Annotated in this window: 26 protein-coding genes and 2 pseudogenes; 15 read left to right on the top strand and 13 right to left on the bottom strand. The window is 70.4% G+C overall.

Annotated features, from left to right (window positions below; genetic code table 11):
- The coding region (locus JNW87_RS04390; RefSeq protein ID WP_238453127.1) for a hypothetical protein at positions 1-931 on the bottom strand (931 nt) is incomplete at its 3' end.
- 1,259 nt (positions 932-2,190) lie between these two features.
- Positions 2,191-2,601 carry a squamosa promoter-binding protein 15 gene (locus JNW87_RS04395; RefSeq protein ID WP_238453128.1) on the bottom strand — a complete coding sequence of 137 codons (411 nt, stop codon included), beginning with the start codon at positions 2,599-2,601 and terminating at the stop codon, positions 2,191-2,193.
- A 362-nt stretch (positions 2,602-2,963) separates the two neighbouring features.
- Between JNW87_RS04395 and JNW87_RS04400 the strand changes: the two genes are divergently transcribed.
- Complete coding sequence (locus JNW87_RS04400; protein ID WP_238453129.1) at positions 2,964-3,296, top strand: hypothetical protein; 333 nt, start codon at positions 2,964-2,966, stop codon at positions 3,294-3,296.
- A 269-nt stretch (positions 3,297-3,565) separates the two neighbouring features.
- Here the strand turns inward: JNW87_RS04400 and JNW87_RS04405 are convergent, their stop codons facing one another.
- The 8 genes and pseudogenes from JNW87_RS04405 to JNW87_RS04440 all read right to left on the bottom strand — a co-directional run bounded on the left by JNW87_RS04405 (position 3,566) and on the right by JNW87_RS04440 (position 10,122).
- Positions 3,566-4,789: a site-specific integrase gene (locus JNW87_RS04405; protein ID WP_309233904.1), complete on the bottom strand. Its 1,224-nt coding sequence runs from the start codon at positions 4,787-4,789 to the stop codon at positions 3,566-3,568.
- A gap of 1 nt (position 4,790) precedes the next feature.
- Positions 4,791-4,979: an AlpA family transcriptional regulator gene (locus tag JNW87_RS04410; RefSeq protein ID WP_238453131.1), complete on the bottom strand. Its 189-nt coding sequence runs from the start codon at positions 4,977-4,979 to the stop codon at positions 4,791-4,793.
- Complete coding sequence (locus JNW87_RS04415) at positions 4,976-6,691, bottom strand: replication initiator (protein WP_238453132.1); 1,716 nt, start codon at positions 6,689-6,691, stop codon at positions 4,976-4,978. Before JNW87_RS04415 ends, JNW87_RS04410 begins: the two co-directional genes overlap by 4 nt.
- 11 nt (positions 6,692-6,702) lie before the next feature.
- Positions 6,703-7,050, bottom strand: a pseudogene (locus JNW87_RS04420) (GGDEF domain-containing protein); the annotation flags it as partial.
- A complete protein-coding gene (locus JNW87_RS04425) occupies positions 7,047-7,712 on the bottom strand; it encodes a DUF2637 domain-containing protein (protein ID WP_238453133.1) in 666 nt (221 codons plus the stop codon). The pseudogene JNW87_RS04420 and the gene JNW87_RS04425, both read right to left, overlap by 4 nt.
- Positions 7,709-9,139: an FtsK/SpoIIIE domain-containing protein gene (locus tag JNW87_RS04430; protein ID WP_238453134.1), complete on the bottom strand. Its 1,431-nt coding sequence runs from the start codon at positions 9,137-9,139 to the stop codon at positions 7,709-7,711. The genes JNW87_RS04425 and JNW87_RS04430 overlap by 4 nt, the downstream gene beginning before the upstream one ends.
- Before the next feature lie 3 nt (positions 9,140-9,142).
- Positions 9,143-9,601 carry a hypothetical protein gene (locus tag JNW87_RS04435; RefSeq protein WP_238453135.1) on the bottom strand — a complete coding sequence of 153 codons (459 nt, stop codon included), beginning with the start codon at positions 9,599-9,601 and terminating at the stop codon, positions 9,143-9,145.
- Positions 9,602-9,690: 89 nt separating this feature from the next.
- Positions 9,691-10,122 carry a hypothetical protein gene (locus JNW87_RS04440; protein WP_238453136.1) on the bottom strand — a complete coding sequence of 144 codons (432 nt, stop codon included), beginning with the start codon at positions 10,120-10,122 and terminating at the stop codon, positions 9,691-9,693.
- A gap of 261 nt (positions 10,123-10,383) precedes the next feature.
- Between JNW87_RS04440 and JNW87_RS04445 the strand changes: the two genes are divergently transcribed.
- The 10 genes and pseudogenes from JNW87_RS04445 to JNW87_RS04490 all read left to right on the top strand — a co-directional run bounded on the left by JNW87_RS04445 (position 10,384) and on the right by JNW87_RS04490 (position 18,410).
- Positions 10,384-10,587 (top strand): lipid A biosynthesis lauroyl acyltransferase, encoded by a 204-nt coding sequence (locus tag JNW87_RS04445; protein ID WP_238453137.1) that lies wholly within the window; start codon positions 10,384-10,386, stop codon positions 10,585-10,587.
- A gap of 2 nt (positions 10,588-10,589) precedes the next feature.
- Positions 10,590-11,135, top strand: coding sequence for a DUF6879 family protein (locus tag JNW87_RS04450; RefSeq protein WP_238453138.1), 546 nt, complete (start codon positions 10,590-10,592; stop codon positions 11,133-11,135).
- A gap of 17 nt (positions 11,136-11,152) precedes the next feature.
- Positions 11,153-11,989 carry a helix-turn-helix transcriptional regulator gene (locus JNW87_RS04455; protein WP_238453139.1) on the top strand — a complete coding sequence of 279 codons (837 nt, stop codon included), beginning with the start codon at positions 11,153-11,155 and terminating at the stop codon, positions 11,987-11,989.
- Positions 11,990-12,557: 568 nt separating this feature from the next.
- A complete protein-coding gene (locus tag JNW87_RS04460; RefSeq protein ID WP_238453140.1) occupies positions 12,558-13,175 on the top strand; it encodes an ABC transporter permease in 618 nt (205 codons plus the stop codon).
- Positions 13,172-14,077 (top strand): N-acetylmuramic acid 6-phosphate etherase, encoded by a 906-nt coding sequence (murQ, locus tag JNW87_RS04465; RefSeq protein ID WP_238453141.1) that lies wholly within the window; start codon positions 13,172-13,174, stop codon positions 14,075-14,077. Before JNW87_RS04460 ends, murQ begins: the two co-directional genes overlap by 4 nt.
- Positions 14,078-14,088: 11 nt before the next feature.
- Complete coding sequence (locus JNW87_RS04470) at positions 14,089-15,249, top strand: anhydro-N-acetylmuramic acid kinase (RefSeq protein ID WP_238453142.1); 1,161 nt, start codon at positions 14,089-14,091, stop codon at positions 15,247-15,249.
- Positions 15,249-16,220 carry an ABC transporter ATP-binding protein gene (locus tag JNW87_RS04475; RefSeq protein ID WP_238453143.1) on the top strand — a complete coding sequence of 324 codons (972 nt, stop codon included), beginning with the start codon at positions 15,249-15,251 and terminating at the stop codon, positions 16,218-16,220. Before JNW87_RS04470 ends, JNW87_RS04475 begins: the two co-directional genes overlap by 1 nt.
- Positions 16,220-17,208, top strand: a pseudogene (locus JNW87_RS04480) (ABC transporter ATP-binding protein). The gene JNW87_RS04475 and the pseudogene JNW87_RS04480 overlap by 1 nt, the downstream one beginning before the upstream one ends.
- Positions 17,205-17,729, top strand: coding sequence for a GNAT family N-acetyltransferase (locus JNW87_RS04485; protein WP_238453145.1), 525 nt, complete (start codon positions 17,205-17,207; stop codon positions 17,727-17,729). Before JNW87_RS04480 ends, JNW87_RS04485 begins: the two are co-directional and overlap by 4 nt.
- A gap of 36 nt (positions 17,730-17,765) precedes the next feature.
- Positions 17,766-18,410, top strand: coding sequence for a metalloregulator ArsR/SmtB family transcription factor (locus JNW87_RS04490; protein WP_238453146.1), 645 nt, complete (start codon positions 17,766-17,768; stop codon positions 18,408-18,410).
- A 38-nt stretch (positions 18,411-18,448) separates the two neighbouring features.
- On the opposite strand, the gene JNW87_RS04495 is transcribed toward JNW87_RS04490, so the two are convergent.
- Together JNW87_RS04495 and folE are read right to left on the bottom strand one after the other, a co-directional pair.
- Positions 18,449-19,609 (bottom strand): FAD-dependent oxidoreductase, encoded by a 1,161-nt coding sequence (locus JNW87_RS04495; protein ID WP_238453147.1) that lies wholly within the window; start codon positions 19,607-19,609, stop codon positions 18,449-18,451.
- Between the two features lie 109 nt (positions 19,610-19,718).
- The gene (gene folE / locus JNW87_RS04500) at positions 19,719-20,312 is read right to left on the bottom strand and encodes a GTP cyclohydrolase I FolE (protein ID WP_238453148.1); all 594 of its coding nucleotides are present in this window, start codon (positions 20,310-20,312) and stop codon (positions 19,719-19,721) included.
- A gap of 182 nt (positions 20,313-20,494) precedes the next feature.
- Here folE and JNW87_RS04505 point away from each other — a divergent pair, with 182 nt between their 5' ends.
- The 4 genes from JNW87_RS04505 to JNW87_RS04520 all read left to right on the top strand — a co-directional run bounded on the left by JNW87_RS04505 (position 20,495) and on the right by JNW87_RS04520 (position 23,277).
- On the top strand, positions 20,495-20,815 hold the full coding sequence (locus tag JNW87_RS04505; RefSeq protein WP_109805022.1) for a helix-turn-helix transcriptional regulator: 321 nt from the start codon (positions 20,495-20,497) through the stop codon (positions 20,813-20,815).
- The gene (locus tag JNW87_RS04510; protein WP_238453149.1) at positions 20,815-21,789 is read left to right on the top strand and encodes a TIGR03086 family metal-binding protein; all 975 of its coding nucleotides are present in this window, start codon (positions 20,815-20,817) and stop codon (positions 21,787-21,789) included. Before JNW87_RS04505 ends, JNW87_RS04510 begins: the two co-directional genes overlap by 1 nt.
- Positions 21,790-21,801: 12 nt before the next feature.
- Positions 21,802-22,152: a TfoX/Sxy family protein gene (locus JNW87_RS04515; RefSeq protein ID WP_109805020.1), complete on the top strand. Its 351-nt coding sequence runs from the start codon at positions 21,802-21,804 to the stop codon at positions 22,150-22,152.
- A gap of 111 nt (positions 22,153-22,263) precedes the next feature.
- Positions 22,264-23,277: a LysR family transcriptional regulator gene (locus JNW87_RS04520; protein WP_109805019.1), complete on the top strand. Its 1,014-nt coding sequence runs from the start codon at positions 22,264-22,266 to the stop codon at positions 23,275-23,277.
- Here the strand turns inward: JNW87_RS04520 and JNW87_RS04525 are convergent.
- Complete coding sequence (locus JNW87_RS04525; RefSeq protein WP_238453150.1) at positions 23,160-23,774, bottom strand: serine hydrolase; 615 nt, start codon at positions 23,772-23,774, stop codon at positions 23,160-23,162. The two genes, JNW87_RS04520 and JNW87_RS04525, sit on opposite strands and share 118 nt — an antisense overlap.
- Positions 23,775-23,841 lie beyond the last annotated feature (67 nt).

Genomic DNA, 23,841 nt, shown 5'->3' on the forward strand with positions numbered 1-23,841 from the left:
CGGTAGCCGAAAGACCACCTCTCAAGTACGTCTCAGTAATCGGGCGCGTCGCCCGTGGGTGCTTCTCACAGAGCCGCAGCCATCTAGGTAGCGATTCGATGCCACCTAGGGTCTGAAGAGTAAAGAGAGGGAAGGCCAGTTCACTTGGCTCCGGCACTCCTGGAGGTTTGAACATGAAGCGGGTATCCCAATAGTCCGGCCGTTCGTCCTCTTGGTCTGTGTCTACAGTTGCCGTCCCACCGTCCGCAGTGACAAACCCAAAATGAGCCAGGCAGAGCAGGGCGTGAAACCAACTCAACCGATCCCTGAGCTCTTTTATTGGGCGCGGGCGCGAGCTTCGACAGGTTATCGCCGTTGGCGTGTACAAAATACGCCTGTCTCCAGGGCCGCTCACTTGCCAATGTGAGGACACTACCAGTTCCATGCTGCGTCCCACGTGAGCTACCTGATCCGTCGGCGACTCCAACTTGACCGAGTAGGTCTTGAGAAGACCCTTCTCACCGTGCTCAAAATTCTCATCGTAGGCACGGAGGCCCGACCACCTGCCAATGCCCGGAAAATACAATGTAAGTGATGATATCCGGTCGCTCCGCAAATGCTCCGGATCAAGTCCCGCAATTAGTACTCGGGCCCGGTATCGCCTCACCGATGCGCGTGGCCCGAACGCCGTAGTGTGACCTGAACCCGCGATTCCTAGGACAAGAGCTGAACCCTTATCCGTGATCGCAGTTACTGACTTCGGGAGTTCACCCGCTTCCATCTCCCAAGAGGCCGCCGGGTCCTCGTCGAGCGCAACGATTTCGATCAGGCCTTGGTCGTTACGGCTAAGATAGCCGCGCTCCATCTTGCGATTAAGCCTCTTCAGGCGCGCCCGGTTGGTCCAGTAAAACCCAATCGCTCCGCCGAGAACCTTGTCGGCCTTCTCGCCCATTGCACCCCGAATCTCGCGTTAGACGCCTAACGCTCCTCGCTGCACAGGTGGTTTGCAGTGCACTGTAGCCAACACTGCCGAATTACGCTCTATGAGATCAAGGCGGCCCGCAAGCGGGCGCGCCGGCCCGGCTCCGGCCTGCTGGCGACCTCCGGCCGGCATCGGCCGGGCGGCCGGCCACGCTGACGGAGTATGAGATAGGAGACCCGGACTGCGGCGATGGCCAGCAGTTAGGGGCGCCGGTTCCAGCCCCGTGGCTCCGCCAGCACGATAATCAGAGTGCCAAGCGGACCCCACAAGCTGGGCACAAAGTACGGCCGATGGTCTAGGCCCTTGCGGTTGACCAGCCAGTGGTTCAGGCGGAAGAAGGCGAAGATTGCCGCTAACCAAGCGAGCGGTTCGATCAGTCTGCCCACCGAGCCTCCATCGACGTCGTCAGCCGGGACGATACGCCAAGCCCCATGGGTCGGCCGAAGTGCCGGTCGGGCACGTGGCGAGAGACAAGAGCTGAAGACCTCGGGGCTCCGCCCCGAACCCCGGCCCTCCTCAGAGATGCCGCCGCGGTTCACCTCGCCGGGCACCACAAGGGCTACCAGGCTCCCCGGACGGTCTGGCGACTGCCCGACGAGGAGATCCGCTTAAAACGCCAGTGCCCATGCGACGCTCGCGGCGGCTGTGACAACCACGCCGAGACTCGTAGCCGCCTTGGTCCGCCTCGGTGCCTCCTGGGGATTCACTGCTGTAGCTGCCATCAGAATCACGGCGGCGGGCAGGTGGGCGAAGAGCGCGAAGAGCACGCCAAGGACTGCCAGGACGAATAGCAATCCCACGACAACCCAGCACGTGACCCGGAACGCTCGCGCCTGCCTGATCGCAAGAGGGATCGCTACCAGGACCGACGGGAACCAGACGACCATCCACAGCCAAGGTTGTTCGGTCGTAAGCCAGGCGGCGGCGAGAACCGAAGTCAGAAGCGCACCGCATGCGAGTAATCGGGCCGGAGTCGGTGCAGCGGCCGGCGCAACGTTTGGGCTAGACACGAGGGCATTGTTTCTTGAAGGGGTTGTCAGACGAGACCCGGAGTACCTGACCAGCCATGGGTGACCATCTCCTAATCCGAAGGCCGGCATGGGCCATCCGTGGGCCAGTAACGGTGGCGCGCGGCGGTCACGAGCGGGCACGAGATGCAACCGGGTCGGCCGCCGGCCCCAGGCGTTCCGGGCATCACGACCACTTGAGGACGCTCTTCCAAACTGCGGCTACGACCCGGCGGTGGGCCAAAACTCGTCGTCCTCCTCGTCTGGCGACGAAGGGGCGTACTGCCGCAGAGCGCCGTTGCGAATCATCCAGACGCGGAAGAAGGACTCCTCCTGGTCCATCACGAAGAGCTGCACTGCATTGGGGTTGTGCCAGGCCAGGGAACCGAAATGCTCCACAACAGCAGCGAGGTCGGCGTGGTTGAGCGCCCCGGCGAACACCTCACATTCGGGGTTCTTATGTCCGCCCCACTGGTTGTCCGCAGCGGTGATCGGGCGCAGGTTGCCGCAGCCGCCCGGCCTCATGCCTAGCTCGCGGCGGGGGCACTCGTTGTCGAGCCATCCGCTGAACGCCTCAGCGTTGAGGCGGTCCTCCGGACCCACCGACAGCATCACGTTGGCAACCCAGCTCACCGCATCCCCCAATCCACGACCCGGGACCGTACAGCCATTCGTACAGCCAAGACCATCCACTTACGCCGACAACGCCGGACGGTGACGGACGGGCCGACCAGCGCCGAGCCCAGTCGACCAGCCAGCCCGGAGCTTCTTCTAATCCCAAGGCCGGTCCAGGTCGCCGGCGCCCACGCTTGACAACCGCCATTGAGACTCGTCCGGTAGGGCGCTCCACCTTGTCCCCGTCCGGGGAGCCTGGACGGTCTGGCGACTGCCCGACGAGGAGATCCACTAATTAGGCGTTGGCACCTACCAACTGGGCGCGTCGACGGCTAGGCTCCCGTCCGACTCGCCAAGGGATTGCCAAAGGGAAGGCCGCTGTGCCGGTGCTGTTGCTCTACATCGTCGCGCTCGGCGTGAGCGCCATAGTTCTACTACTCGTGGCAATCACTGGGTTCGGAACGACCTCGCTCGAGTACCGGATTCTCAGCGGCTTCGGCGCTTTGGCATCCGCCGCCTACGCGTTTTACTTGGCATTTCAGTTCCAGGGAGGGCGCTACAGCTTCTTCTACGGCGCCCTACTCCTGCCCGTGTGGGCCGGCTACAAGCTGTACACGGGTTTCCGGAGGCGTGAGCTGGATAGGGCGGACCGGCGGGCGGCGAAGGCCGGGCAGAAGGCTGCGGACGAATGGCGCTCGACCCGCCGTTGGTAACGCCGTCGAGGACCAGGACCAGGCGGGCGTGCCAGCTCGGGCCGCCTCGATCCCCAAGATCATCGGGACCACATCGGGACCACCTGAGGCCGCAAACTGGTGTCAGGCAACGGAAGCCGATCCGAGGTGACAGCAGGTCAAAGGCTGCCTACACCCCCGATGTCCCATGATCGCGTTTTTGGGGTTCAAGTCCCCTGGGCTCCACCAATACCGCCTCTGACCTGCAGCGGAACACCCTGCAAGATCGTCCGGACCACATCGGGACCACGTCACCGATGGTCCCGGCGGCCGAGGGCGGCCCGCAGCACGTCACCCACGACACCGCGCCGGCGCTCTCGGCGTGGCCAGAAGTGGACGTAGGTCTCTAGGGTGATTTGCAGGGTGCTGTGCCGAAGTGACCGTTGGACTTCCTTCGGATCCACGTGGTTGGTAATCAACGTCGTAGCGAAGAAGTGCCGCAGGGCGTGGAAGCCGCCGTGCTCTTTGGGCCAGCCGGCCTTGTCCCGCCACTTGACCCACTCGGCCGACCATGTGCGGTCGGTGAACGGGTTCTTGTGGGTGGTGGTGAATAGCAGCGGGACTCGGCGTCGCACTGGGTTGCCCGAGGTTATGTCGACTATTTCGACCTCGGTCGGTGGGTACTCCTGCACGTGGCGGCGCAGCGCAGAAGCGACCATCGGGTCCAGGTCCACCGTGCCGACCGAGCCACCCTTGGGCGTACTCAGGTAAAAGCCGCCCTGGTATTCCTGCGGCGCGTACCGCAACTGCTGGACGATGTGTAGCTCCTCGTGCTCCGCGTCCAGGCAGCGCGGCCCGTGCTCAAACCCGAGCGCCTCACTGATCCGCAAACCCGCGCCCGCGCCGAGCCACAGCAGCCCGTGATAGCGGTCGGGCACGGCATCGAACAGGCGGAGCACGTCGCTCTCCTCGGGCACCCACTTCGGCGCGCGGCTGAGCCCCCGGAACACCTGCGACAGCTTGATCCCATCACACGGGTTGTCCGGGATTACCTTGTCGGTGACCGCCGCGCCCATGATCGCGTCGAACAGTTCGAAGTACAGACGCAGGCTGGACTGAGGCACACCCGCGCTGAGACGTTCCGCCAGCCAGAGCAACACATCGGTCTGAGTGATCGAGCGGACGAGCCGGTTGCCGAACTCGGGGACCAGGTGCCGCCGCACGTTCGACTCGATGCGCCGTCGAGTCTCCAGCGCCCATCCGATGTTCCGGGCCAGACGCCAACGGTCCACGTACACGGCGAAGGTGACGTTCCGTTCGCCCTGGTCCAGCTTCACTTCCGGGGCAGTGCCGGTCCGGGCAGCAAGGTCGAAGTCCTCGGCGTCCTTCTTGCGCTGGAACACCTTGTCCCGCGTCTCGCCGGCGGCATCGACGTACCGGACCCGCCACCGCTTACCCCGGCCATACTTCCCAGACTTGACCCTCTCGCCGTCCGGACCGGGAGTGCTCAGGTACCACAGATCGTGAACCGCCACGTCAGCCCTCCCGTGCCGAGACCCACGCCCGGACCGCAGCCGGGTCATAGCGCAGGTGACGCCCGACGCGCGAAGCACGCGGCCCAGTGCGGCGGTGACGCCACTGATAGAGCGTGCCGACCGGGACACCCAGGAACGCCGACACGTCCTGAACAGTCCACAGCGGCTCGATCGCCCCCGGCGCGGTCATCGATCCTCCAAAGGGGTCGCAGTTGCCGAAACGTCGGGCGGGTCGGTGGCGCGTCTCGCGGCGTCCAGTTGTGCCCGCCATTGGATCCGTTCGGAGATCGCCCGCAGGACCCGGTGGCCGATAGGCGGCACATCGGGATCCGTCGGCTTGGCGAGTTCCCAGGCGTGCCGCACCATGTCGGATCCGGCCGGGGCGGTGGCGGCGTCGGTGGTGACCCCGAGCAGGGCCTTGACCCACTCACGGCGGTCGGCGCGGTGATCCGTGAGGGTCTTGCCGGACCACTGCCGGGAGATCAGCACTCGTCGGCCGCCGATGCCGAGGGTTTCCCGCTTGTGGACCTTGTTCTTGCAGTTGCCCGGCTTCAACCCGGGTCGGGCCTTCTTCGGCTGGATGCCGTAGAGCAGCCAGTTGGCGCACCGCTCCGAACACGGCGTGTGCCGCAGCTCCAACCACAGCCGTTCCAGGTGCGCGCGTTGCCGGCCGGTGGTGACCTCGTGGCAGTCGGCGGCCTGCTTGGTCAGGTACTTGGTGATGTACCCGACGCAGCGGTCAGCGTCCTTGGTGCCAGCGAGCACGCCCTTGGCGTCGACCTGAACACCGAACCGGACCACGTGCACCGGAGAGGCGTCGGGGTCGGCGTCGACCAGGTCCAGGGCGTCATCCCACGTCGGCAGCAGCTCGCCCGAGTCCGGGTCGGTGTAGCCGCCGGCGGCCGGGTTCCACTGCGGCGCCCTTGCCGGTTCGTAGGCCAGCTCGTCGACGGGCGGCCACCACACGTGGTGGTAGGTGGCGGCGGCGACCTGCCGCACGAGCGCCCGCGGGATGGTGCCGCGGATGGCGAAGTGCGCGTGCGGTGCCAGCCGGCGTTGCGGCTCGACCGCGCCCGCGTATTGGACGTTCCAGCCGACCGCCCGGCGCAGGTTCTGCCAGAACCGGTCGAGCAGTCGGGGGAAGTGCACGGCGTCCCAGGCGGCGCGCCGGTAGTCGTAGGCGTCGGGGTCGACGGGGGTGCCGTCGGAGTGGACGCGGCCGTAGGAGCCGAGGGTGAGGGTGAGGAACATCGAGGGCCGGAACACCTGACCGGCGTGGCCCTCGAAGGTCCGCCCGATGGTGCGGTTCTCCACGGGCAGGCGTGGCAGGTCCGGGGCGTCCTGCCGGCGCTTGGTCGACCGCACCCGGCGCTTGCCGTCGTCCTCCTGGTCGTCGGTGGCGTGCGGGGGCGCGGGGCGGCCCCGGAGTCCTTCGGTGGTGATCTGGGCTTCCAGCTCGCCAATGGCGTCGTCCAGGTCCGCGACCTGGTCCCACTGTGAGGCGCGGGCGGCTTCGTCGCGGGCGAATTCCAGGTGAGCCCGAGCCACGATCAGGCCGCGTTGTGCGTCGGTGGCGGGCTGAGGGCCGGGGTCGGGTTCGTCGTCGCGGTGCCAGCCCTCGCGGATCTGCTGCTGCCGCAGCCGGCGGGCACGGGTGGCGCAGGCCTTGCACTTGGCCTCTTGGGTGGCCCCGCAGGGCATGTCGATGACCTCGGTGCGGCCGGAGTCTAGGTCGGTGCGGCGCAGGCTGACAGGGCGGGTGCAGACGCCGTAGTCGGCGGCCAGGTCTTTGACCACGTCGACGGAGCGGGGCATCAGCATGCGGGCGGCCCGGGAGCCCGGCCTCGGAGTCTCCGCCACGGGGGCGGGTTCGAGGCCGGGCAGCGTCGGGGTAGTCGTCATCGGCCCACCCCCAGCGAGCCGAACTCGTCCCCACCGAGCCGGGCGGCGATGCCGTGGACCGACCGCAGGCGTTGCGCGACGGCGGTGAGGACCAGGTCCCCGGCGGCGTGGCCGTGGGTGTCGTTGACCGGCTTGAAGCCGTCCAGGTCGACCACGACCACCCACGGCCGCAGCGGGGCGAGCTGCGCCCAGGCGTCGGCCAGCCCGGCGCGGTTCGCGAGACCGGTCAGCGGGTCGCGCAGCGTGGCGCGTTGCAGGGCGGCGAGTTCGTAGCGGACGGCGTAGAGCCGGTACTGATCCCAGCAGAAGACGGCGAGGCCGGCGACCAGGAGCAGGCCGGACAGGAGTGCGTCGGTCATCGGGTCACCTCTCCGATCAGCGGGACACCATTGCGGCGGACGAACGCGGCCGGCGGAACCGGGGCCACCGGGGCCGGCCGGGTCGGCTCGACGGGGGCGGGGCGGGTCGGCTCGACGTCGACCAGGACGACGGGCTCAGGCACAGCCGGCGCAGCCACCGGAGCCGGCGGGGCGGGCGGGGCGGGCGGCGTGACCGGGCGGACCGGTACGGGAACCGGCCCAGGGGCAGAAGTCGGAGCCGGGACAGAGTCCGGGGTCGGAGTGGGGGCGGTGGTGAGGACGAGCTTGGACAGGCCCATGAACGCCAGGGCCGGGACGGCGGACAGGAGCCAACCGGACAGGCCGGGCTTGGCGACGGCGAGTTGCGCGGCGAGTGACAGCAGGACAGCGGCGACGAGCAGGAACAGCGGGTAGCCGACCGGCTGACTGTTGCGACGGCGTCGGCGGATGGTCAGCAGGGCGGCGACGGGCACCAGCTCGGAGATGACGGCGTTGGCCCAGCCGAACCACTCGCCCGTGCCGGCCGGGGAGTTGTCGAGGGTCCAGTCCTTGACGTGGGTGAAGGATGCGGCCCCGGCGAAGCCGGCGACGGTCAGGAGGATGACGACGAGGACCAGGCCCTCAGCGCGGTCGGCGCGGGTTGCCGTGGGGTGGGGCTTCATGCGGCACCTCCGAGGACTTCACCGTCGATGACCCGGAGGCGGCCGTAGGTGTGGGCCATGTCGCGGATCTCGTCATCGGTCAGGTAGGAGAACCGCACCCGCATCGGCGTCGGGTCACCGTCGATGACCACGAACCCGACACCGGGCAGGGACTGCGGGATGCGGTCGCACAGTGCGCCCCGGTCGCGCATCCCCTCACCCAGCACGAGGTCGACTTGCGCGGCTTCCGCGAGCCGGAGCCCGATGCGGGTGGGGAAGAGGTCGCGGAACGGCAGGACTTCCTTGCGGGGGTCCTGGATCGCGGCGACCACGTGCACGCCGACCGCCCGGCCCTGCGACAGCAGGATCGAGAGCGCGGCCTTGATTCGGTCCTTGAGCTGCCGGTCGGTGAGGTAGGCGGTGAGGTTCGCCAGCTCATCGATGACCAGGACGATCAGCGGCTCATCCGGCGTCGGCGTGTGCTGGCGGGTGCGGCCGTAGAGCTTCCCGGCCCGCTCCTTGGCTACCGAAGCGGCTTCCTCGATCAGCTCGCACATCGCGGCGTAATCCTTGCGGGCGAAGCGGGTGAACATCGGTGCACCCATCCCGAGTTCCATCCCGCCCTTGGGGTCCAGGCCCCAGATCTGCACCAGGCCGGAGGTGACCCCGGCGGCCAGGGAGCGGACGACGGACCAGATGACCGAGCCCTTGCCCGAACCGGTGGCGCCCACGACGAGGACTTGTGTGCCGAACAGGCGCAGGTCGTAGCCGTCGCTGTCTTCGCGCTTGCCCACCGGTAGGGCGGTGAACTCCGGTACCGCCGGCACGGGCAGGGGGCGGACGAGCTTGGCGAGGGGGTCACCGCGGAACAGGTGCAGCAGCACCACATCGGGTTTCGGGCCGGGTTCGGCCTTGACCTGCCGGACGCCGAAGGTGTGGGCGAGGCGTTCGGCCACCTTGGCGAAGTCGTCGGGGATCTGCCCGGTGACCATCCGGACGGTGACCACGTCGACGCCCGAGGTGCAGCGGACCCTGCGTAGGACCGGTAGGACGGTGTGGGCGTCGAAGGAGACGGCGAGGCGGGCGGTGACCATCGCGGCATGCCAGTTGCGTCGGTAGACCATCCGCCGGTAGCGGGACAGGACCGGCCACCACCCGAAGCGCAGCCACGACGACTGATGCCCGAACGCCCACCCCGTCGACACGGCGGCGACCAGGACGACGACGCCGACCGGACCGGCCCAGCCGAATCGGAGGTAGAGCCAGGCGAAGAACACGGCCGGGGCGGTGACGTACCAGAAGCGGATGACGATCAGGACCAGGCGGCCGAGGGCTTTCGCGGTCCACCACGACAAGGCCAGCCACATCGGGATGCGGACGAACGGCGTGCGGACGTTGATCGGAGCACCGTCGATCCGGTCGCCCCGGATCACGTTGACCAGCGGCACGACTCAGCCCTCCCCGACCACGGCGGCGAACAGGGCGGTCTGACCCGGCGTACCGGGACGACGGCGCACCACCCGACGACGCACAGCCGACCGAGGAGGAGCGAGGGCGGCCAGGTCCACCGACCCGCAGTCCGGGGCCGGGACGTGGCGGGTCATGGTCGGCAGCCACCGGCCACGACCGAGCACCGCCCGCAGGTCGACGCGGTCGGCCACGTGCGGGGCAATCAGGTCCGGATCGAGGTGGCGCAGCTTCACCACCGTCCGCGCCAGAGCGGCAGCGGCGGCGGCAATCTCGACCAGCGTGGCGACGCGAACGGCGTCGGCGGGAACGGTCGTGTAGACCTCGCGGACGGCCCGGATACCGGGGCCGGCGAGGCGCATCACCGTGCGGCGGTGAGTGCGGCGGTTCGGGCCAGGGCGCAAGTTCCCGGCGATCCGGGCAGCGTTCGATACCGTGGGCATCAGCCCAACTCCTTCCAAGGTGATCGGGTCAGAGCGCGGGGCGGGCTTGGTCTTGGCGGATGAGGCCCGCCCCGCGCGTCCTGCTCTGGTCAGGCCGCCTGCTTCGTCGCGGCGGCGGTCGGCTCGGTCATCGCACCGGCGCGGATCGACCACGCCTGACGCGCCCGGCACTTCCCCGAGCCCTTGCACCGCTGCGAGTCCACATACGGCGTGAGCGTGACGGCGGTGAACTCCACCGCCGGCGGATAGCCCGGGATCTTCGACGCCGGCGGCACCGGCTGCACCGGCGCGGCGATCTTCACCTTCACTTCCTTCGACCCGCCGAACTTCCCGGCCTCCGGGTCCAGGTCCAGCACCTTGACCACCCACAGCCGCTCGCCGGTGTCCTTGTCGCGGGCCTGGTCGTCACCCTGGCCGCGCTTGTCGAAGTCCGTCACCGGCTCCACACCCAGGCACAGCGCGCCCTGCGGGAAGACGTACTCGAACGGAACCGGAACCTTGATCGTGTTCGGGACAGCCATGCCCCACACCTCCTGATTGAGTCAGCCGGCATCCCGGCCCTGACTTCGCTCACGCGCCGGGTTTCCGGCGCACTTCGATGATGCTCGCTGCGCCGCGCATGGTCAAGCAATTGCTCTAGACTTGATCCTGCCAGGTTCCGTTACCCGCACTAAATCGCCCCGGTTGTCCTGGTGACAGCCGGGGCGATTGCGTGAAGATGCTGAACAGTGCAGCATCGAGGTATCTGCGTCGCGGGGCGCAGCGATGGAAGGGGCCTGAGGATGCGGAACCTGGAGTTCCTGTGGAAGGACGTCAGCTCTGGCGGCGGAGGGTGCCCGGCGCTCTACAAGACCGAGGGTGGCTACGTCGTCCAGGGCGTCAAGCTCGATGACGAGACCCGAGCGCAGCTTCGCCAGCTGGCAGACGACGAGGACGGCATCTTCGTTCCAGCGAACGTGCTCGATCGCCTGCGCGAGATGGGCTGAACATGAGAACAGCGCTCACCGACGACGAGTTCGCCGACCAGCTCCGCCGGTTCGATCACACCGCATTCCGGCTGGAACTTCAGCCGGCGTACCTGGAGCCCAGCGAGCACGACACGGTGGCGAAGTTCTTGGCTGGCAACCCGGAGCCCCCGACGGAGGTTCCCGGGCTTGCTGCCTGGTTCAAGCAGATCGCCGAGTTGAGGCAGCAGGGCAAGCGGATCGAGCGCGTGCGCGTGCACGAGGATCCGCCGACCGACTACCAGCGGTGGGAACGCTGGATCGGCCGCTGGAACGTCGAAGCCGGCGAGGAGATCCACTACCTGACGCGGGCGAAAGCGCATGAGATCGGCTTGCTCCCCGCAGCCGGCAATGTCGACTGGTGGTTGCTGGATTCCAGCCGACTGATCATGATGCGGTTCGACGAGGTGGGCCACCGGATCAGCAACGAGCTGGTGACCGACCCGGCAACCGTGGTGCAGGCGTGTGCGTGGCGGGACCTGGCAGTCCACAACGCCGCTCCGACCAACGCGCGGAGCGCAGCCGCCTAGCCCGAGGAAGTCATGCAATGAACCCGATCGAAGAGTGGCTGACCCAGCCCGAAGGACTGGCCGATCGCCTGCGTGCCCTGCGCACGCAGGCCGGCCTGTCCGGCAAGCAGCTCGCCGAGGCGAACGGCTGGGCACCGTCAAAGGTTTCCCGGCTGGAGAACGGCCGCCAGATGCCCGCCCCTTCGGACCTCTGCGCTTGGGCGCGTGCCTGCGGCGCGGACGACGCCGCCCAGGACTTGCTGCGGATGCTCGGCGAGGTCCAAGCCGTGCACCGCGACTGGCGCCGCCGGATGCGCCAGGGCCAGGCCGCCGTGCAGGATAGCTACAACCAGCTTGTCGCCGAGTCGCGTCTCATTCGGCACTTTGAGACCGTCTACGTGCCGGGGCTGCTCCAGACGGCCGACTACGCGCGGCGCATCCTCACTGAGATGGTCGAGCTGCACAACCTCGACGTCGCCGACGTGGACGCCGCCGTAGCCAGCCGCATGCAGCGCCAGCACCTTCTGTACGACACCGGCAAGCGGTTCGAGTTCCTGCTGGCCGAGCCCGTGCTGCGGTGGCTACTGGCCTCGCCCGATGTCATGCGCGGCCAGCTCGACCGGCTACAAACCGTGGTGGGCGTTCCGAACATCCGCTTCGGCATCCTGCCGCTCGGCGTTCAGCTCGCCACCACGCCGCAGAACTCCTTTCAGATGTACGACGACGTCGCGATCGTGGAAACCTTCGTCGGCGAGACAACCCACCGCGACGACGAAGCCGCCGCCTACGCCAAAGCCATGGAACGACTCTGGAAGGAAGCCATCACCGGAGAAGACGCCCGCGGGCTCATCGTCCGCGCCGCACAAGGCCTCTAGGAACGGCGCCCGCTCGCTAAGACAGAACCTCCTTTAGTGCGTCTTTGATCTGCCACGTCCTGTGCGCCTGGTCGAAGATGACTCGGCTCGGCTCTTTCGTGCCCGCAACGCGGTTAAGCAGCGCCGCTGTAAGCAGAAGGGCGCCCGACTCTGCCAGCAACGCGGTTTTCCGATAATCCGGGGAGAACGATGGCTCATGTTTCAGCCGGTTATATGTTTTCCAGAACTCGTCCGCCCAGCGTTCCCCGTTTCCGCTCCAAGAGTGGAAGCTGGACCCGACGTGCTCCGCAAGTAGCCGCGACTTTGGCCCCTTGCGCCGTGCCCAAGCGGCGACCGTGAGTGGGCATTCACCCAGTATTCAATCCCCGAGGCTACTTCCAAGAGGCGAACGGTAGCCGAAAGACCACCTCTCAAGTACGTCTCAGTAATCGGGCGCGTCGCCCGTGGGTGCTTCTCACAGAGCCGCAGCCATCTAGGTAGCGATTCGAGCCTGCAGCCGCCGTCGGCCCAGTACTGGTTCGGCACCGACCAGTTCGGCCGCGACGTGTTCTCCCGTTCCCTGGCCGGCGTGGGCAACTCCCTGCGGGTGGCCGTCGTCGCGGTGTACCTCTCCGCCCTCGTCGGCACCACCGCCGGCATCTGCGCGGGCTTCTACGGCGGCCGGGTACGCGGGCCGGTGCTGGCCGTGACGAACGTGCTGTTCGCCTTCCCGCCGCTGCTGCTCGCGCTGACGCTCGCGACCACGTTCACCCGCAACTGGCTGACCATCGCGATCGCCATCGCCATCGTCTACGTGCCGATCTTCGTCCGGGTCAGCCGCGGACCGGTGCTGTCGCTGCGCGAGACCGACTTCATCAAGGCGGCCCGGGTGCTCGGCATCCCGACCTGGCGCATCCTGGTGCGTCACCTGCTGCCGAACCTCGCCGCCATCGTCATCGTGCAGGTGACCCTGTCGTTGTCGTGGGCGGTGCTCACCGAGGCCGCGCTGAGCTTCCTCGGCCTGGGCAGCCCGCCACCCGCGCCGTCGCTGGGGTCGATGGTCTTCGACGCCAAGATCCTGGCCGGTACGGCCTGGTGGAACCTGGCGGCGCCGGGCGCCGTCATCGTCGTCTTCGTGGTCGGGCTCAATCTGCTCGGCGACGGGCTGCGCGACGCCCTCGACCCGAGAAATGGACGCAACGCATGACGGATCGCCTTGGTGACCTGCTGACCGAACAGGTCGACGACCGGTACGCCGGCCTCGACACCGCGTCGGTCGCGCAGTTGGCGGCGGTCATGAACGACGCCGACGCGACGGTGCCGGGCGCGGTGCGGGCGGCGCTGCCGCAGATCGTGCCGGCCATCGAGGGGGTCGCCGACCGGCTGGCGGCCGGCGGCCGGCTGCTCTATGTCGGGGCGGGCACCGCCGGCCGGATGGGGGTGCTCGACGCGTCGGAGTGCCCACCGACCTTCAGCACCCCGCCGGAGCTGGTGCGGGCGGTGATCGCCGGCGGCATGCAGGCGTTGGTCGCCTCGCAGGAGGGCGTCGAGGACGACGAGGCGGCCGGGGCGGCGGTGATCGCGGAATGCGCGGTCACGGCCGCCGACGCGGTCGTCGGCATCTCGGCGAGCGGCCGCACTCCCTATGTCGTGGCGGCGGTCCGGGCGGCCCGCGCGCGGGGCGCGCTGACGGTCGGGCTGTCGTGCAACGCCGGCACGCCGCTGAGCGCCGCCGCCGACCGGGCGATCGAGGTGCTCGTCGGCCCCGAGGTGCTGGCCGGCTCGACCCGGCTGAAGGCGGGCACGGCGCAGAAGTTGGTGCTCAACATGATCTCGACGATCTCGATGATCAGGTTGGGCAAGACGTACGGGAATCTCATGGTCGACCTGCGGGTGACCAACGTGAAACTGCGCGACCGGGCGGTCCGCATCATCCGGCGGGTCACCGGGGTCCCCCGCGCCGACGCCGAGGCGGCCCTCGACCGTGCCGGCCTGGATGTCAAGGCCGCGATTCTCATGCTCGACCGCCCGGCCGACGTGGCGGATCCCCGGCAGCGGCTGGCCGCGAGCGGCGGTCGGCTGCGCGAGGCACTGGAGGCGAGCGCGTGAAGGTCCTGGGCATGATCTCCGGTACGTCCCACGACGGCATCGACGTGGCGGCGGTCGACTTCACGCTGCGCGACGGTGTCCTGCACGGCACGGTCGGCTACGCGGACAGCTTGCCCTACCCGGAGCAGCTGCGCGTCCGGCTGATGCGGGCCCTGCCCCCGGCGGCGCTGACCTTCGCCGAGGCGTGCGAGCTGGACACGCTGATCGGTCAGGCGTTCGCCGAGGTGGCCGCCGACGCGGCCGAGCTGGCCGGCGGGGTCGACCTGATCTGCTCGCACGGACAGACCGTCTACCACTGGGTGCAGGGGCGGCAGGTGCGGGGAACGATGCAGATCGGGCAGCCGGCCTGGATCGCCGAGCGCGCCGGTGTCCCGGTCGTCGCCGACGTCCGGGCGCGGGACGTGGTCGCCGGGGGCCAGGGCGCGCCGCTGGTGTCACTGATGGACGTCATGCTGCTGTCCGGCCTGCCGGGCCGGCCGGCCGCCCTCAACCTGGGCGGCATCGCCAACGTCACCGTGCTGCGGCCGACCGGTGGCGGCGGCCCGGTGGCCTACGACACCGGTCCGGCGAACGCGCTGATCGACGCCGCCGTGGTGCGGGCCAGCCGGGGGCGGCTCCGGTACGACGAGGACGGCCGCCTCGCCGCCGCCGGCCGGGTGGACGACGCCCTGCTCACCGCACTGCTCGCCGAGCCGTACTACCGGCTGGACCCGCCGAAGACCACCGGCAAGGAACTGTTCCACGCCGACTACCTGGAGCAGGCGTTGACGGCGCATTCCGGCCTGTCGGACGCGGACATCGCCGCGACCCTGACCGCGCTGACCGCGCAGACCGTCGCCGACCAGGTGCGTCGCCACCAGGTCGACACCCTCGTCGCCTCCGGCGGGGGCTGCGCCAATCCGACGCTGATGGCGATGCTGCGGGAGCGGTTGGCCGGGGTGCGGGTCACCACCACCGCCGAGTTCGGCGCGCCGACCGACACCAAGGAGGCTGTCGCCTTCGCGCTGATCGGCTGGCACACCGCGCACGGCCTGCCCGGCACCGTTCCGTCGTGCACCGGCGCCACCGGCGCCCGGGTGCTCGGCGCCATCGTGCCCGGCGCCACGCCCCTGCGTCTGCCCGACCCACTGGCCACCGCCCCCGCCGCGCTGCGCCTGACCGGAGCCGTCTGATGACCGCCCTTCTCGAGCTCGCGGACCTGCGTGTGTCGGCCCGGTCCGGTCGCGCCGACCGGGAGATCGTGCACGGCGTCGACCTGACCGTCGAGGCCGGACAGACCGTCGCGGTCGTCGGCGAGAGCGGCTCCGGCAAGTCGCTGACCATGCTCGCCGTGATGGGCCTGCTCACCGATCCGCTGCGCGTCACCGGCGGGACCGTGCGGCTCGGTGACCGCGATCTGACCGCGCTCTCCGAGCGGGAGCTGCGCACCATCCGCGGCAACGACGCGGCGATGATCTATCAGGACCCGATGACGTCGCTCAACCCGCTGATGCGCGTCGGCGATCAGGTCGTCGAGGCGATGACCGCGCACGGCGTACCGAAGGCCGAGGCGGGGCGGCGGATGATCGACCTGTTGGCCCGGGTCGGCATCCCCGACCCGAAGCGCACCGCCCGGGCCTATCCGCACGAGTTCTCCGGCGGGATGCGCCAGCGGGTGATGATCGCCTGTGCCCTGGCGATGCGCCCCCGGCTGCTCATCGCCGACGAGCCGACCACCGCGCTGGACGTGACCATCCAGCAGCAGATCCTGGCGCTGATCGACGAACTGCGCCGGGAACTCGGCATGACCACCATCTGGGTCACCCACGACCTGGGTGTGGTGGCCCGCCTGGTCGACCGGGTCGTGGTGATGTACGCGGGCCACGTGGTCGAGGACGCGCCAGTGCGGCAGGTGTTCACCGCTCCGCAGCACCCGTACACGAAGGCGCTGCTGGCCGCGCTGCCCGACCCGACCGACGACGACCGGCCGCCGCTGGCCCAGATCCCCGGACGGCCACCGGCCGCCACCGACCCGGTCGAAGGATGCCCGTTCCGGCCACGGTGCGCGCAGGCGGTGGACGCGTGCGCGACCCGCCCCGCGCTGCAGCCACGGGCGCAGGGACGGGCCGCGTGCTGGGTGCCCCCGCACGAGTGGAGGAACTGATGCTGACGGCGACCGATCTGGTCAAGCAGTACCCGGTGCGGGGCGGCGACGACGTCGTGCACGCCCTCGCCGGGGTCTCGCTGACCGTCGGGGACGGCGAGACCCTCGGCATCGTCGGCGAGTCAGGCTGCGGCAAGTCGACCCTGGCCAAGCTGCTGGTACGGCTGGAGGACCCGACCTCCGGCACGGTCGAGCTGGACGGGGTGGACCTGACCGCGCTGCGCGGCCCCGCGCTGCGCCGGCAGCGCCGGCACATCCAGATGCTGTTCCAGGACCCGTACTCCTCGCTCAACCCGCGACTGCGCGTCGGCCAGGCGCTCGGCGAGGTGCTGGCCGTGCACCGGCTCGCCGACGGCCGGCAGCGCGAGCGGCGGGTGGCCGAGCTGCTGGAGATGGTCGGGCTGGGCGCGGCGTTCGCCGCGCGCTACCCGCACGAGCTCTCCGGCGGGCAGCGGCAGCGGGTCGGCGTCGCCCGGGCCCTCGCGGTGGAGCCGAGGGTGCTGCTGCTCGACGAGCCGGTGTCGGCGCTCGACGTGTCGGTCCGGGCCGAGATCATGAACCTGCTGGTCGACCTGCGCCGCGACCTGGGCCTCAGCTACGTGTTCATCAGCCACGACGTGGCCATGGTGCGGCACATCAGCGACCGGGTGGCGGTGATGTACCTCGGCCGGGTCGTCGAGATCGGCGACTGGAAGTCGGTGCTGGACAACCCCCGGCACCCCTACACCGCCGCCCTGTGCGCCGCGGTGCCCGCGCCCAACCCGGAGCTCTCCCAGCCGATCGAGGCCACCGTCGCCGGGGAGGTGCCCGACCCGGCGCCCCGCCGGCCGGCTGCCCGTTCCACCCGCGCTGCCCGCTGGCGCAGGACGCGTGCCGGCGGCTCGACCCGGCGTTGCTGCCGCTTCCGCTGGGTTCCGGCCACCAGGTGGCCTGCCACGTGGCCACCGAGCAGGTGACCGACCGGTCGCTCGCCCCGTCCGGCTCGTGACCGCGCCGGTGCGGGTCCGCCGGGCGGTGCCGGCCGACGCGGACGCCGCCGGCGCCGTCTTCCTGGCCTGCTGGCACGGGTCGTACGCGGACCTGCTGCCGCCGCCGGTGCGGGCCCGCTACGACGGGGCGAGCGCGGTGGCGCTGTGGCGCCGGGTCCTCGCGGCGGCGCCCGACGGGGTGCTCCTCGCCGACGTGGCCGGGCACGGGGTGCGGGGCGTCGTGCGCTTCGGCGCGGACCCGGACGATGCGCGCCGCGGACACGTGTTCAGCCTGTACGTGCACCCGGACGCCCAGGGTCTCGGGCTGGGTCGGACGCTGCTGCACGCCGCCTCCGGGCAGCTGCGGGCCGCCGGGTACGACACGGCGACGCTGTGGGTGTTCGCGGGAAACCATGCCGCTCGCGCCTTCTACGTCGGGCAGGGCTGGACGCCCGACGGCGGCACCCGGGTGGAGGAGGCGTACGGCGAGCCCGAGGTGCGGCTCCGTCGGCACCTGCCGGCGGTCACGCCCGTTCAGTGAATTTCAACAACATCTGCTGGTGATAAACTTCTCGGCATGGCAGCGGGCCCCTGGCAGGCGGTGACGGCCCTGGTCGACCAGGTCCGCCGGGCGCTGTACGACTACGTGCGCAGTCAGGACCACCCGGTGACGCGGGACGAGGCCGCCGAGGCACAGCGGATCTCGCGCAACCTGGCGGCGTTCCACCTCGACAAGCTGGTCGCCGCCGGACTGCTGCGGGCCAGGTACGCGGCGCCGACCGACCAGCCGCGCGGCCGGGGCAGAACGCCGAAGGTGTACGAGGCGGCGCCGGGCTGCATCGCGCTGACCATCCCGGAGCGGCGCTACGACCTGATCGGCGAGATCCTCGCCCAGGCCGTCGCCGAGGATCCCACCGATGCCAGGTCCGCGGCGCTCCGCCTGGCGGGGCACCGGGGCGTGGCCCTCGGTCGTCAGGTCGGCGCCGGCGGGCCGGTCGCGGACGTGCTGGCCGAGCTCGGCTTCGAACCGACCGACGACGACGAGCTGATCCGGCTGCGCAACTGCCCCTTCCACGAACTCGCCGTCCAGCAGACCGAGCTGGTGTGCGGCCTGAACCAGGCCTTCGTCGCCGGTCTGCTCGACGGGCTCGGCCGGACGGACCTGCACGCGCGGCTGGCTCCCACCCCCGGCGCCTGCTGCGTACAGATCCGCCCGGCCTGACCCGCCGGCCACCGCCACCCGCTCGGCGGCACGCCCGCTCAGCGCAGCAGATCGCCGAGCGGCACCCCCGGGTCGGCGAGCCTGGCCAGGTCGACCGCCCGGCCGGCGTGGCCGGCCCGCACCAGCGCCTGGATCTGGTCGGTCACGTCCCACACGTTGGCGTTCATCCCGGCCAGCACCCGGCCCTCGGCGACCCAGAACGCCAGGAACTCGGGCGCCCGGCCGTCCACCACGGCCGGGTCGCCGCGGAACACCACCCGGTCGTAACCGTCCGGGGCCACCCACCCGGAATACTCCATCCCCAGGTCGTACTGGTCGGAGAAGAAGTACGGCAGTCGGGCGTACTCGACCTGCTGGCCCAGCATGGACCGGGCCGCGGCCGGGCCGCCGTTGAGCGCGTTCGCCCAGTGCTCCACGCGGATGTGCCGGTGCAGCAGCGGGTGGAGGGCGTTGGCCACGTCGCCCGCGGCGTGGATGTGCGGGTCGGAGGTGAGCAGCCGGGCGTCGGTGACGATGCCGTTGTCGACCTTCAGGCCGGCCGCCTCGGCCAACTGCACGTTGGGCTGGATGCCCACGCCGACGACGACGGTGTCGGCGGCCAGTTCGGTGCCGTCGGTCAGCAGCACCGAAGACACCCGCCCGGTCCCCCGCAGCTGTCGGACGCCGACGCCGAAGTGGAAGGTGACGCCGTGGCCGCGGTGCAGGTCGGCGAAGACCCGGGCGACCTCGTCGCCGAGGACCCGCTGCAACGGCAGCTCGGCGGTCTCCACCACGGTCACGGCGGCGCCGTGCCGCCGGGCGGCGGCGGCGATCTCCAGACCGATCCAGCCGGCGCCGATCACCACGAGGTGGGCCTGGTCGGTGACGGCTTCGGCGATCCGATCGGAGTCCGCCAACGTGCGCAGATACAGCACCCCGTCCAGGTCGGCGCCGGGAACATCGAGGCGGCGGGGCGCCGAGCCGGCGGCCAGCAGCAGCTTGTCGTAGCCGAGCCGTTCGCCGTCGGCGAGGACGACCTGGTGGGCTTCGCGGTCGATGCCGGTGACCCGGGTCGCGGTACGCAGGTCGACGTCGTTCGCCTCGTACCAGCCGGCGTCGTGCACGTACACGTCGCGCCGCGGCGTGCTCCCCAGCAGCAGGCCCTTCGACAGCGGTGGCCGCTCGTACGGCCGTTCGGGTTCCTCACCGAGCAGGATCACCCGGCCGGCGAAGCCCTCCTCGCGCAGTGTCTGGGCGGCCTTGGCGCCGGCGAGGCCGGCGCGACGATGACGAACGTGGGACTGCTGTCCATGCCGCTCTCCAATCGGGTCAGTGGGCTCCGGTGAGGGAGAAGAACTCGGCCCTGGAGCGGGCGTCGTCCCGCAGGGTCCCGAGCAGGGTTGAGGTCACGGTGGTGGCGCCGGTGGCCCGCACGCCGCGCAACGTCATGCACAGATGCTCGGCCTCGATGACGACACCGACGCCCTTGGGCGCCAGCTCGAGGGCCAGCCAGTCCGCCACCTGCTTGGTCAGCCGCTCCTGCACCTGCGGCCGGTGGGCGAAGAGCTCCACGACGCGGGCGAGTTTGGACAGTCCGAGGATCCGGTCGCCCGGCAGGTAGCCGACGTGCGCGACACCGACGAACGGCAACAGGTGGTGTTCGCACACCGACCGGATGGGAATGGACCGGGCCAGCACCAGTTCGTCGTAGCCCTCGTCGTTGGGGAAGGTGGTCAGGTCGAACGGGCGCGCGGTGAGCAACTCGGCGTACGCCCGGGCCATCCGGCCCGGCGTGTCCCGCAGGCTTTCCGAGCCCAGGTCGATGCCGAGTGCGGTCAGGAACCGCGCGGCGGCCTGTTCGGCGGCGACCAGGTCGCGCGCCGGTTGCTGGTCGACGCGTCGTGGGGCCGGAGCGATGGTCACCTGAGCTGCCCTCCAAGCGGTGGTTCCTGCAATCGCCATCCTGGTCCCCTGGCTCCTGAATTTCAATAGCGGGCACTGGTTAAATTCGCCGCCCGGCGCGGGCGCGACGACGCTCGGCGGCAGGTCCGGGCGGCTGAGCAGGCACTTGACGGAATGCGTTAGTAATGGCTAACGTGTTTCGGGTGATCGACGCGTTGTCTGCCGCTGCTGAACCCACCCGGCGACGGATCCTGCAGCTGCTCGCGTCGCAGCCCCGCACGGTGAGCAGCATCGCGGCGGAGTTCACCGTCACCCGGTCGGCGATCTCCCAGCACCTGTTGCTGCTGGCCGAGGTCGGCCTGGTGACGGCCGAGAAGGTCGGCCGGGAGCGCATCTACCGGGTCGTACCCGACGGACTCCGTCAGCTGCAGGCCGAGATCGACCGGTTCTGGACCGCCGAGCTCGACCTGCTGGTCGCCGACGCCCACGCCCTGAAGTCTCAACGGATCGAGAGAGACCACTGATGTTCACCAAGACCGTCGTCCTCCCCGTCGACATCGACGAGGCATTCGCGCTCATCACCGAGCCGGAGCGGCTGCGCCGCTGGCAGACCGTGTCGGCCCGCGTCGACCTCCGCGTGGGCGGTGACTACCGCTGGACCGTCACCCCCGGCCACGTGGCGGCCGGCACCTTCCGAGAGGTCGAACCCGGCAAGCGGGTCGTGTTCGGCTGGGGTTGGGAGGGCAACCCGGACCTCGCCCCCGACACCTCGACCGTCTCCATCACGATCGAGCCGGTCGCCGACGGCACCCGGGTCACCCTCACCCACGAGGGGCTCACCGACGAGCAGGCGGCGATGCACGCCGAGGGCTGGAACCACTACCTCGGCCGTCTCGAGAAGGCCGCCGTCGCCGGTGATGCCGGCCCGGACGAGTGGTCCGCCGCTCCCGAGCGGCTCGACGAACTGTCCGCCGCCGACGCCACCCTGGCCGTGCTCCAGACGGTCCTGCGCCGGCTGACCTCCTCCGACCGCGCCAAGCAGACCCCCTGCGCGGACTTCACCTGCCACGACCTCGCCGAGCACCTGTTCGGCTCGATGGTCACCCTCGGCGCGATGGCCGGCGTCGAGGTCGTGAACCCCGGGACGGGTTCGCTGGAGGACCGGACGGCCACCATGGCGGCGCAGGCCATCGAGGGATGGCGCGCCCGGGGCCTCGACGGCGCCGTCGCCGCGCCCGGCGGCGGCGAGATGCCGGCCGCGTTCGTGGCGGGCATCATGCCGGTGGAGTTCCTGTTGCACGCCTGGGACCTGGCCCAGGCCAGCGGCACGCCCCTGGCCGTCAGTGACGAGGTCATGGCCTACGTCCACAAGCTCGCCGAGCAGATCGTCCCCGGCGGCCGCGGCTCCTCGTTCGGCGACGAGGTGACCCCGCCCGTGGACGCCGACCCGATGGAGCGGCTGGCCGCCTTCTCTGGCCGTCGCCCCCTGGCCGGATGACAGGATCCGACGATGCAGATGCCGAAGCCCACGGACGCTGACAAGCAGTTCTTCCGGTCCGCCGTGTCCGACGCCCCAGGGGTCGAGGTCAAGCCGATGTTCGGCAACCTCGGCGCGTTCGTGAACGGCAACATGTTCGCCGGGCTGTTCGGCTCGTCGGTCGGCGTGAAACTCGCCGCCGACGATCTGGCCGAACTCGCGACGATCGAGGGTGCGGGACCCTTCGGCCCTGCGGAGCGACCGATGGGTGGCTACCTGGCCCTGCCCCCGTCGTTCAGCACCGAGCAGGCGACGGTCTGGGTCGACAGGGCTCGGGGGTACGTCGCGACGCTGCCGCCCAAACCCAAGAAGGAGAAGCGGTAGCAACGGCCGCCTGAGCCGCGAGCGCAGCCGGCCGCCGGCATGCGAGAGTGTGGGCCGGGCGGACTGGTGTCGACGTTGCCGCAAGCCCCGGAGCAGGAAGGCGGTCCGCCGATGTTCAACACCGCACGCCTGCAGGTCGTGCTGGAGATCGCCCGGCACGGCACGATCGTCGCCGCCGCGGAGCAGCTACGGCTGAGCCCGTCGGCGGTCTCCCACCAGCTCGCCACGCTGGAGCAGGAGGCCGGGGTGGCGCTGGTGGACCGGGGGCCGCGCAGCCTGCGGCTCACCGCCGCCGGCCAGCGCCTCGCGGACTACGCGCAGCAGATCGCCGACCTGATGTCGGCCGCCCGCGACGAGCTGTCCGCGCACGGCGAGGGCCGGCGGGGTCTGCTGCGCATCGGGTTCTTCGCGACGGCCGGCGCGGAGCTGCTGCCGCGCGCCCTGTCGAGCTTCACCCGGGACCATCCGCAGGTCGAGCTCGCGCTGATCCTCGGGCAGCCGGACGAGCTGCTGCCCCGGCTCAACCAGGGCGAACTGGACCTCGTGGTGGTGTTCGACCACCCGTTGAGTCCGGCCCAGGCTTCGCCGTACGTGAAGGTCGAACCGCTGATGGTGGACCCGCAGCTGGTGGTGCTTCCGGCCGACCACCCGCTGTGCGGCCGGCGGCGGCTGCGGCTCGCGGACCTCGCCGCCGAGCCGTGGATCACCACCCTCGGCGTGCAGGGCGAGGTGTCGGTGCTTGAGCTGGCGGCGCGGGCCGAGGGCTTCCAGCCGCGGATCCGGTGCCGCAGCGACCACTACGAGGTGGTGCTCGGCCTGGTCCGGGCCGGCGTCGGCGTCGCGCTGGTGCCGTCGCTCGGCCTGCGCAACCCGGGTCAGGTGGCGGTCCGGCAGCTCGCGCACGGCAAGCTGCACCGGGAGATCGGCGTGGCGTTGCGCCCCGGCAATCCGAACCCGGTGGTGGGCAGCTTCGTCGAACGGCTGACCGACGCCGCCGCGGGGCTCAGTCAGGAGCTGTCCGAGCGGTGGGCGCCGGCGAGCCGGTCGACCGTCGTGCCCCAGCGCCGCAGCTCCGCCACGGCGGCCCGCTCCGCCCCGGGCTCGAACGCCGCGATCACGGCGTAGACGACCGTGTGCCGGCCGGACACGATCCCGGTGTCGGCCCGTACGCCGGTGTCGGTGCCGGTCTTGTTCAGCACCCGGACGCCGTCGCCCGACCACGGGTCGTGGCCGATGGAGTCGGCCACCAGGGTGTGGTCGGTGTTCCCGGCGAGCCAGTCCCGCAGCAGCGCGCACGCCCGCGGGCGCTGCCAGGTGCCGGCCGCCACGTCGGCGAGGAACGCGCAGAGCTCGCGGGCGGTGCCGGTCGCGAAGGTCTCCGGTACGCCGGGGCCGCGCTCGGCCCGGATCCGGTCGTGCACGGTCGTGTCCCGCAGGCCGGCCTGGCAGGCCAGGTCCTGCACGGCGTCGAGCGTGACCAGGCGGAGCAGCGCGTTCGTAGCGGCGTTGTCGCTGACCGCGGCCACCGCCGTGGCCAGGTCGGCGACCGTCCACCACCGGGGCGACAGCGCGCCGAGCAGGCCGGTGCCGCCGACCTCCCGGTCCTCATCGAGCAGCTCCACCCGCCGGTCGGCGGCGAGGGTGCCGTCGCGAGCCGTCGGGCCACCTCGCCGAGCAGCAGCACCTTGC

Origin of the sequence: Micromonospora sp. ATA51 (assembly GCF_016802855.1) — a bacterium.
Classification (GTDB): Bacteria; Actinomycetota; Actinomycetes; order Mycobacteriales; family Micromonosporaceae; genus Micromonospora; species Micromonospora sicca.

Excerpts from the sequence above, each read along its gene's own strand:
- JNW87_RS04410 (WP_238453131.1), bottom strand. The coding sequence starts at position 4,979 with ATGACCGCGCCGGGGGCGATCGAGCCGCTGTGGACTGTTCAGGACGTG.
- JNW87_RS04415 (WP_238453132.1), bottom strand. The coding sequence starts at position 6,691 with ATGACGACTACCCCGACGCTGCCCGGCCTCGAACCCGCCCCCGTGGCG.
- JNW87_RS04425 (WP_238453133.1), bottom strand. The coding sequence starts at position 7,712 with ATGAAGCCCCACCCCACGGCAACCCGCGCCGACCGCGCTGAGGGCCTG.
- JNW87_RS04435 (WP_238453135.1), bottom strand. The coding sequence starts at position 9,601 with ATGCCCACGGTATCGAACGCTGCCCGGATCGCCGGGAACTTGCGCCCT.
- JNW87_RS04440 (WP_238453136.1), bottom strand. The coding sequence starts at position 10,122 with ATGGCTGTCCCGAACACGATCAAGGTTCCGGTTCCGTTCGAGTACGTC.
- JNW87_RS04445 (WP_238453137.1), top strand. The coding sequence starts at position 10,384 with ATGCGGAACCTGGAGTTCCTGTGGAAGGACGTCAGCTCTGGCGGCGGA.
- JNW87_RS04450 (WP_238453138.1), top strand. The coding sequence starts at position 10,590 with ATGAGAACAGCGCTCACCGACGACGAGTTCGCCGACCAGCTCCGCCGG.
- JNW87_RS04455 (WP_238453139.1), top strand. The coding sequence starts at position 11,153 with ATGAACCCGATCGAAGAGTGGCTGACCCAGCCCGAAGGACTGGCCGAT.
- murQ (WP_238453141.1), top strand. The coding sequence starts at position 13,172 with ATGACGGATCGCCTTGGTGACCTGCTGACCGAACAGGTCGACGACCGG.
- JNW87_RS04470 (WP_238453142.1), top strand. The coding sequence starts at position 14,089 with ATGATCTCCGGTACGTCCCACGACGGCATCGACGTGGCGGCGGTCGAC.
- JNW87_RS04475 (WP_238453143.1), top strand. The coding sequence starts at position 15,249 with ATGACCGCCCTTCTCGAGCTCGCGGACCTGCGTGTGTCGGCCCGGTCC.
- JNW87_RS04490 (WP_238453146.1), top strand. The coding sequence starts at position 17,766 with ATGGCAGCGGGCCCCTGGCAGGCGGTGACGGCCCTGGTCGACCAGGTC.
- JNW87_RS04510 (WP_238453149.1), top strand. The coding sequence starts at position 20,815 with ATGTTCACCAAGACCGTCGTCCTCCCCGTCGACATCGACGAGGCATTC.
- JNW87_RS04515 (WP_109805020.1), top strand. The coding sequence starts at position 21,802 with ATGCAGATGCCGAAGCCCACGGACGCTGACAAGCAGTTCTTCCGGTCC.
- JNW87_RS04520 (WP_109805019.1), top strand. The coding sequence starts at position 22,264 with ATGTTCAACACCGCACGCCTGCAGGTCGTGCTGGAGATCGCCCGGCAC.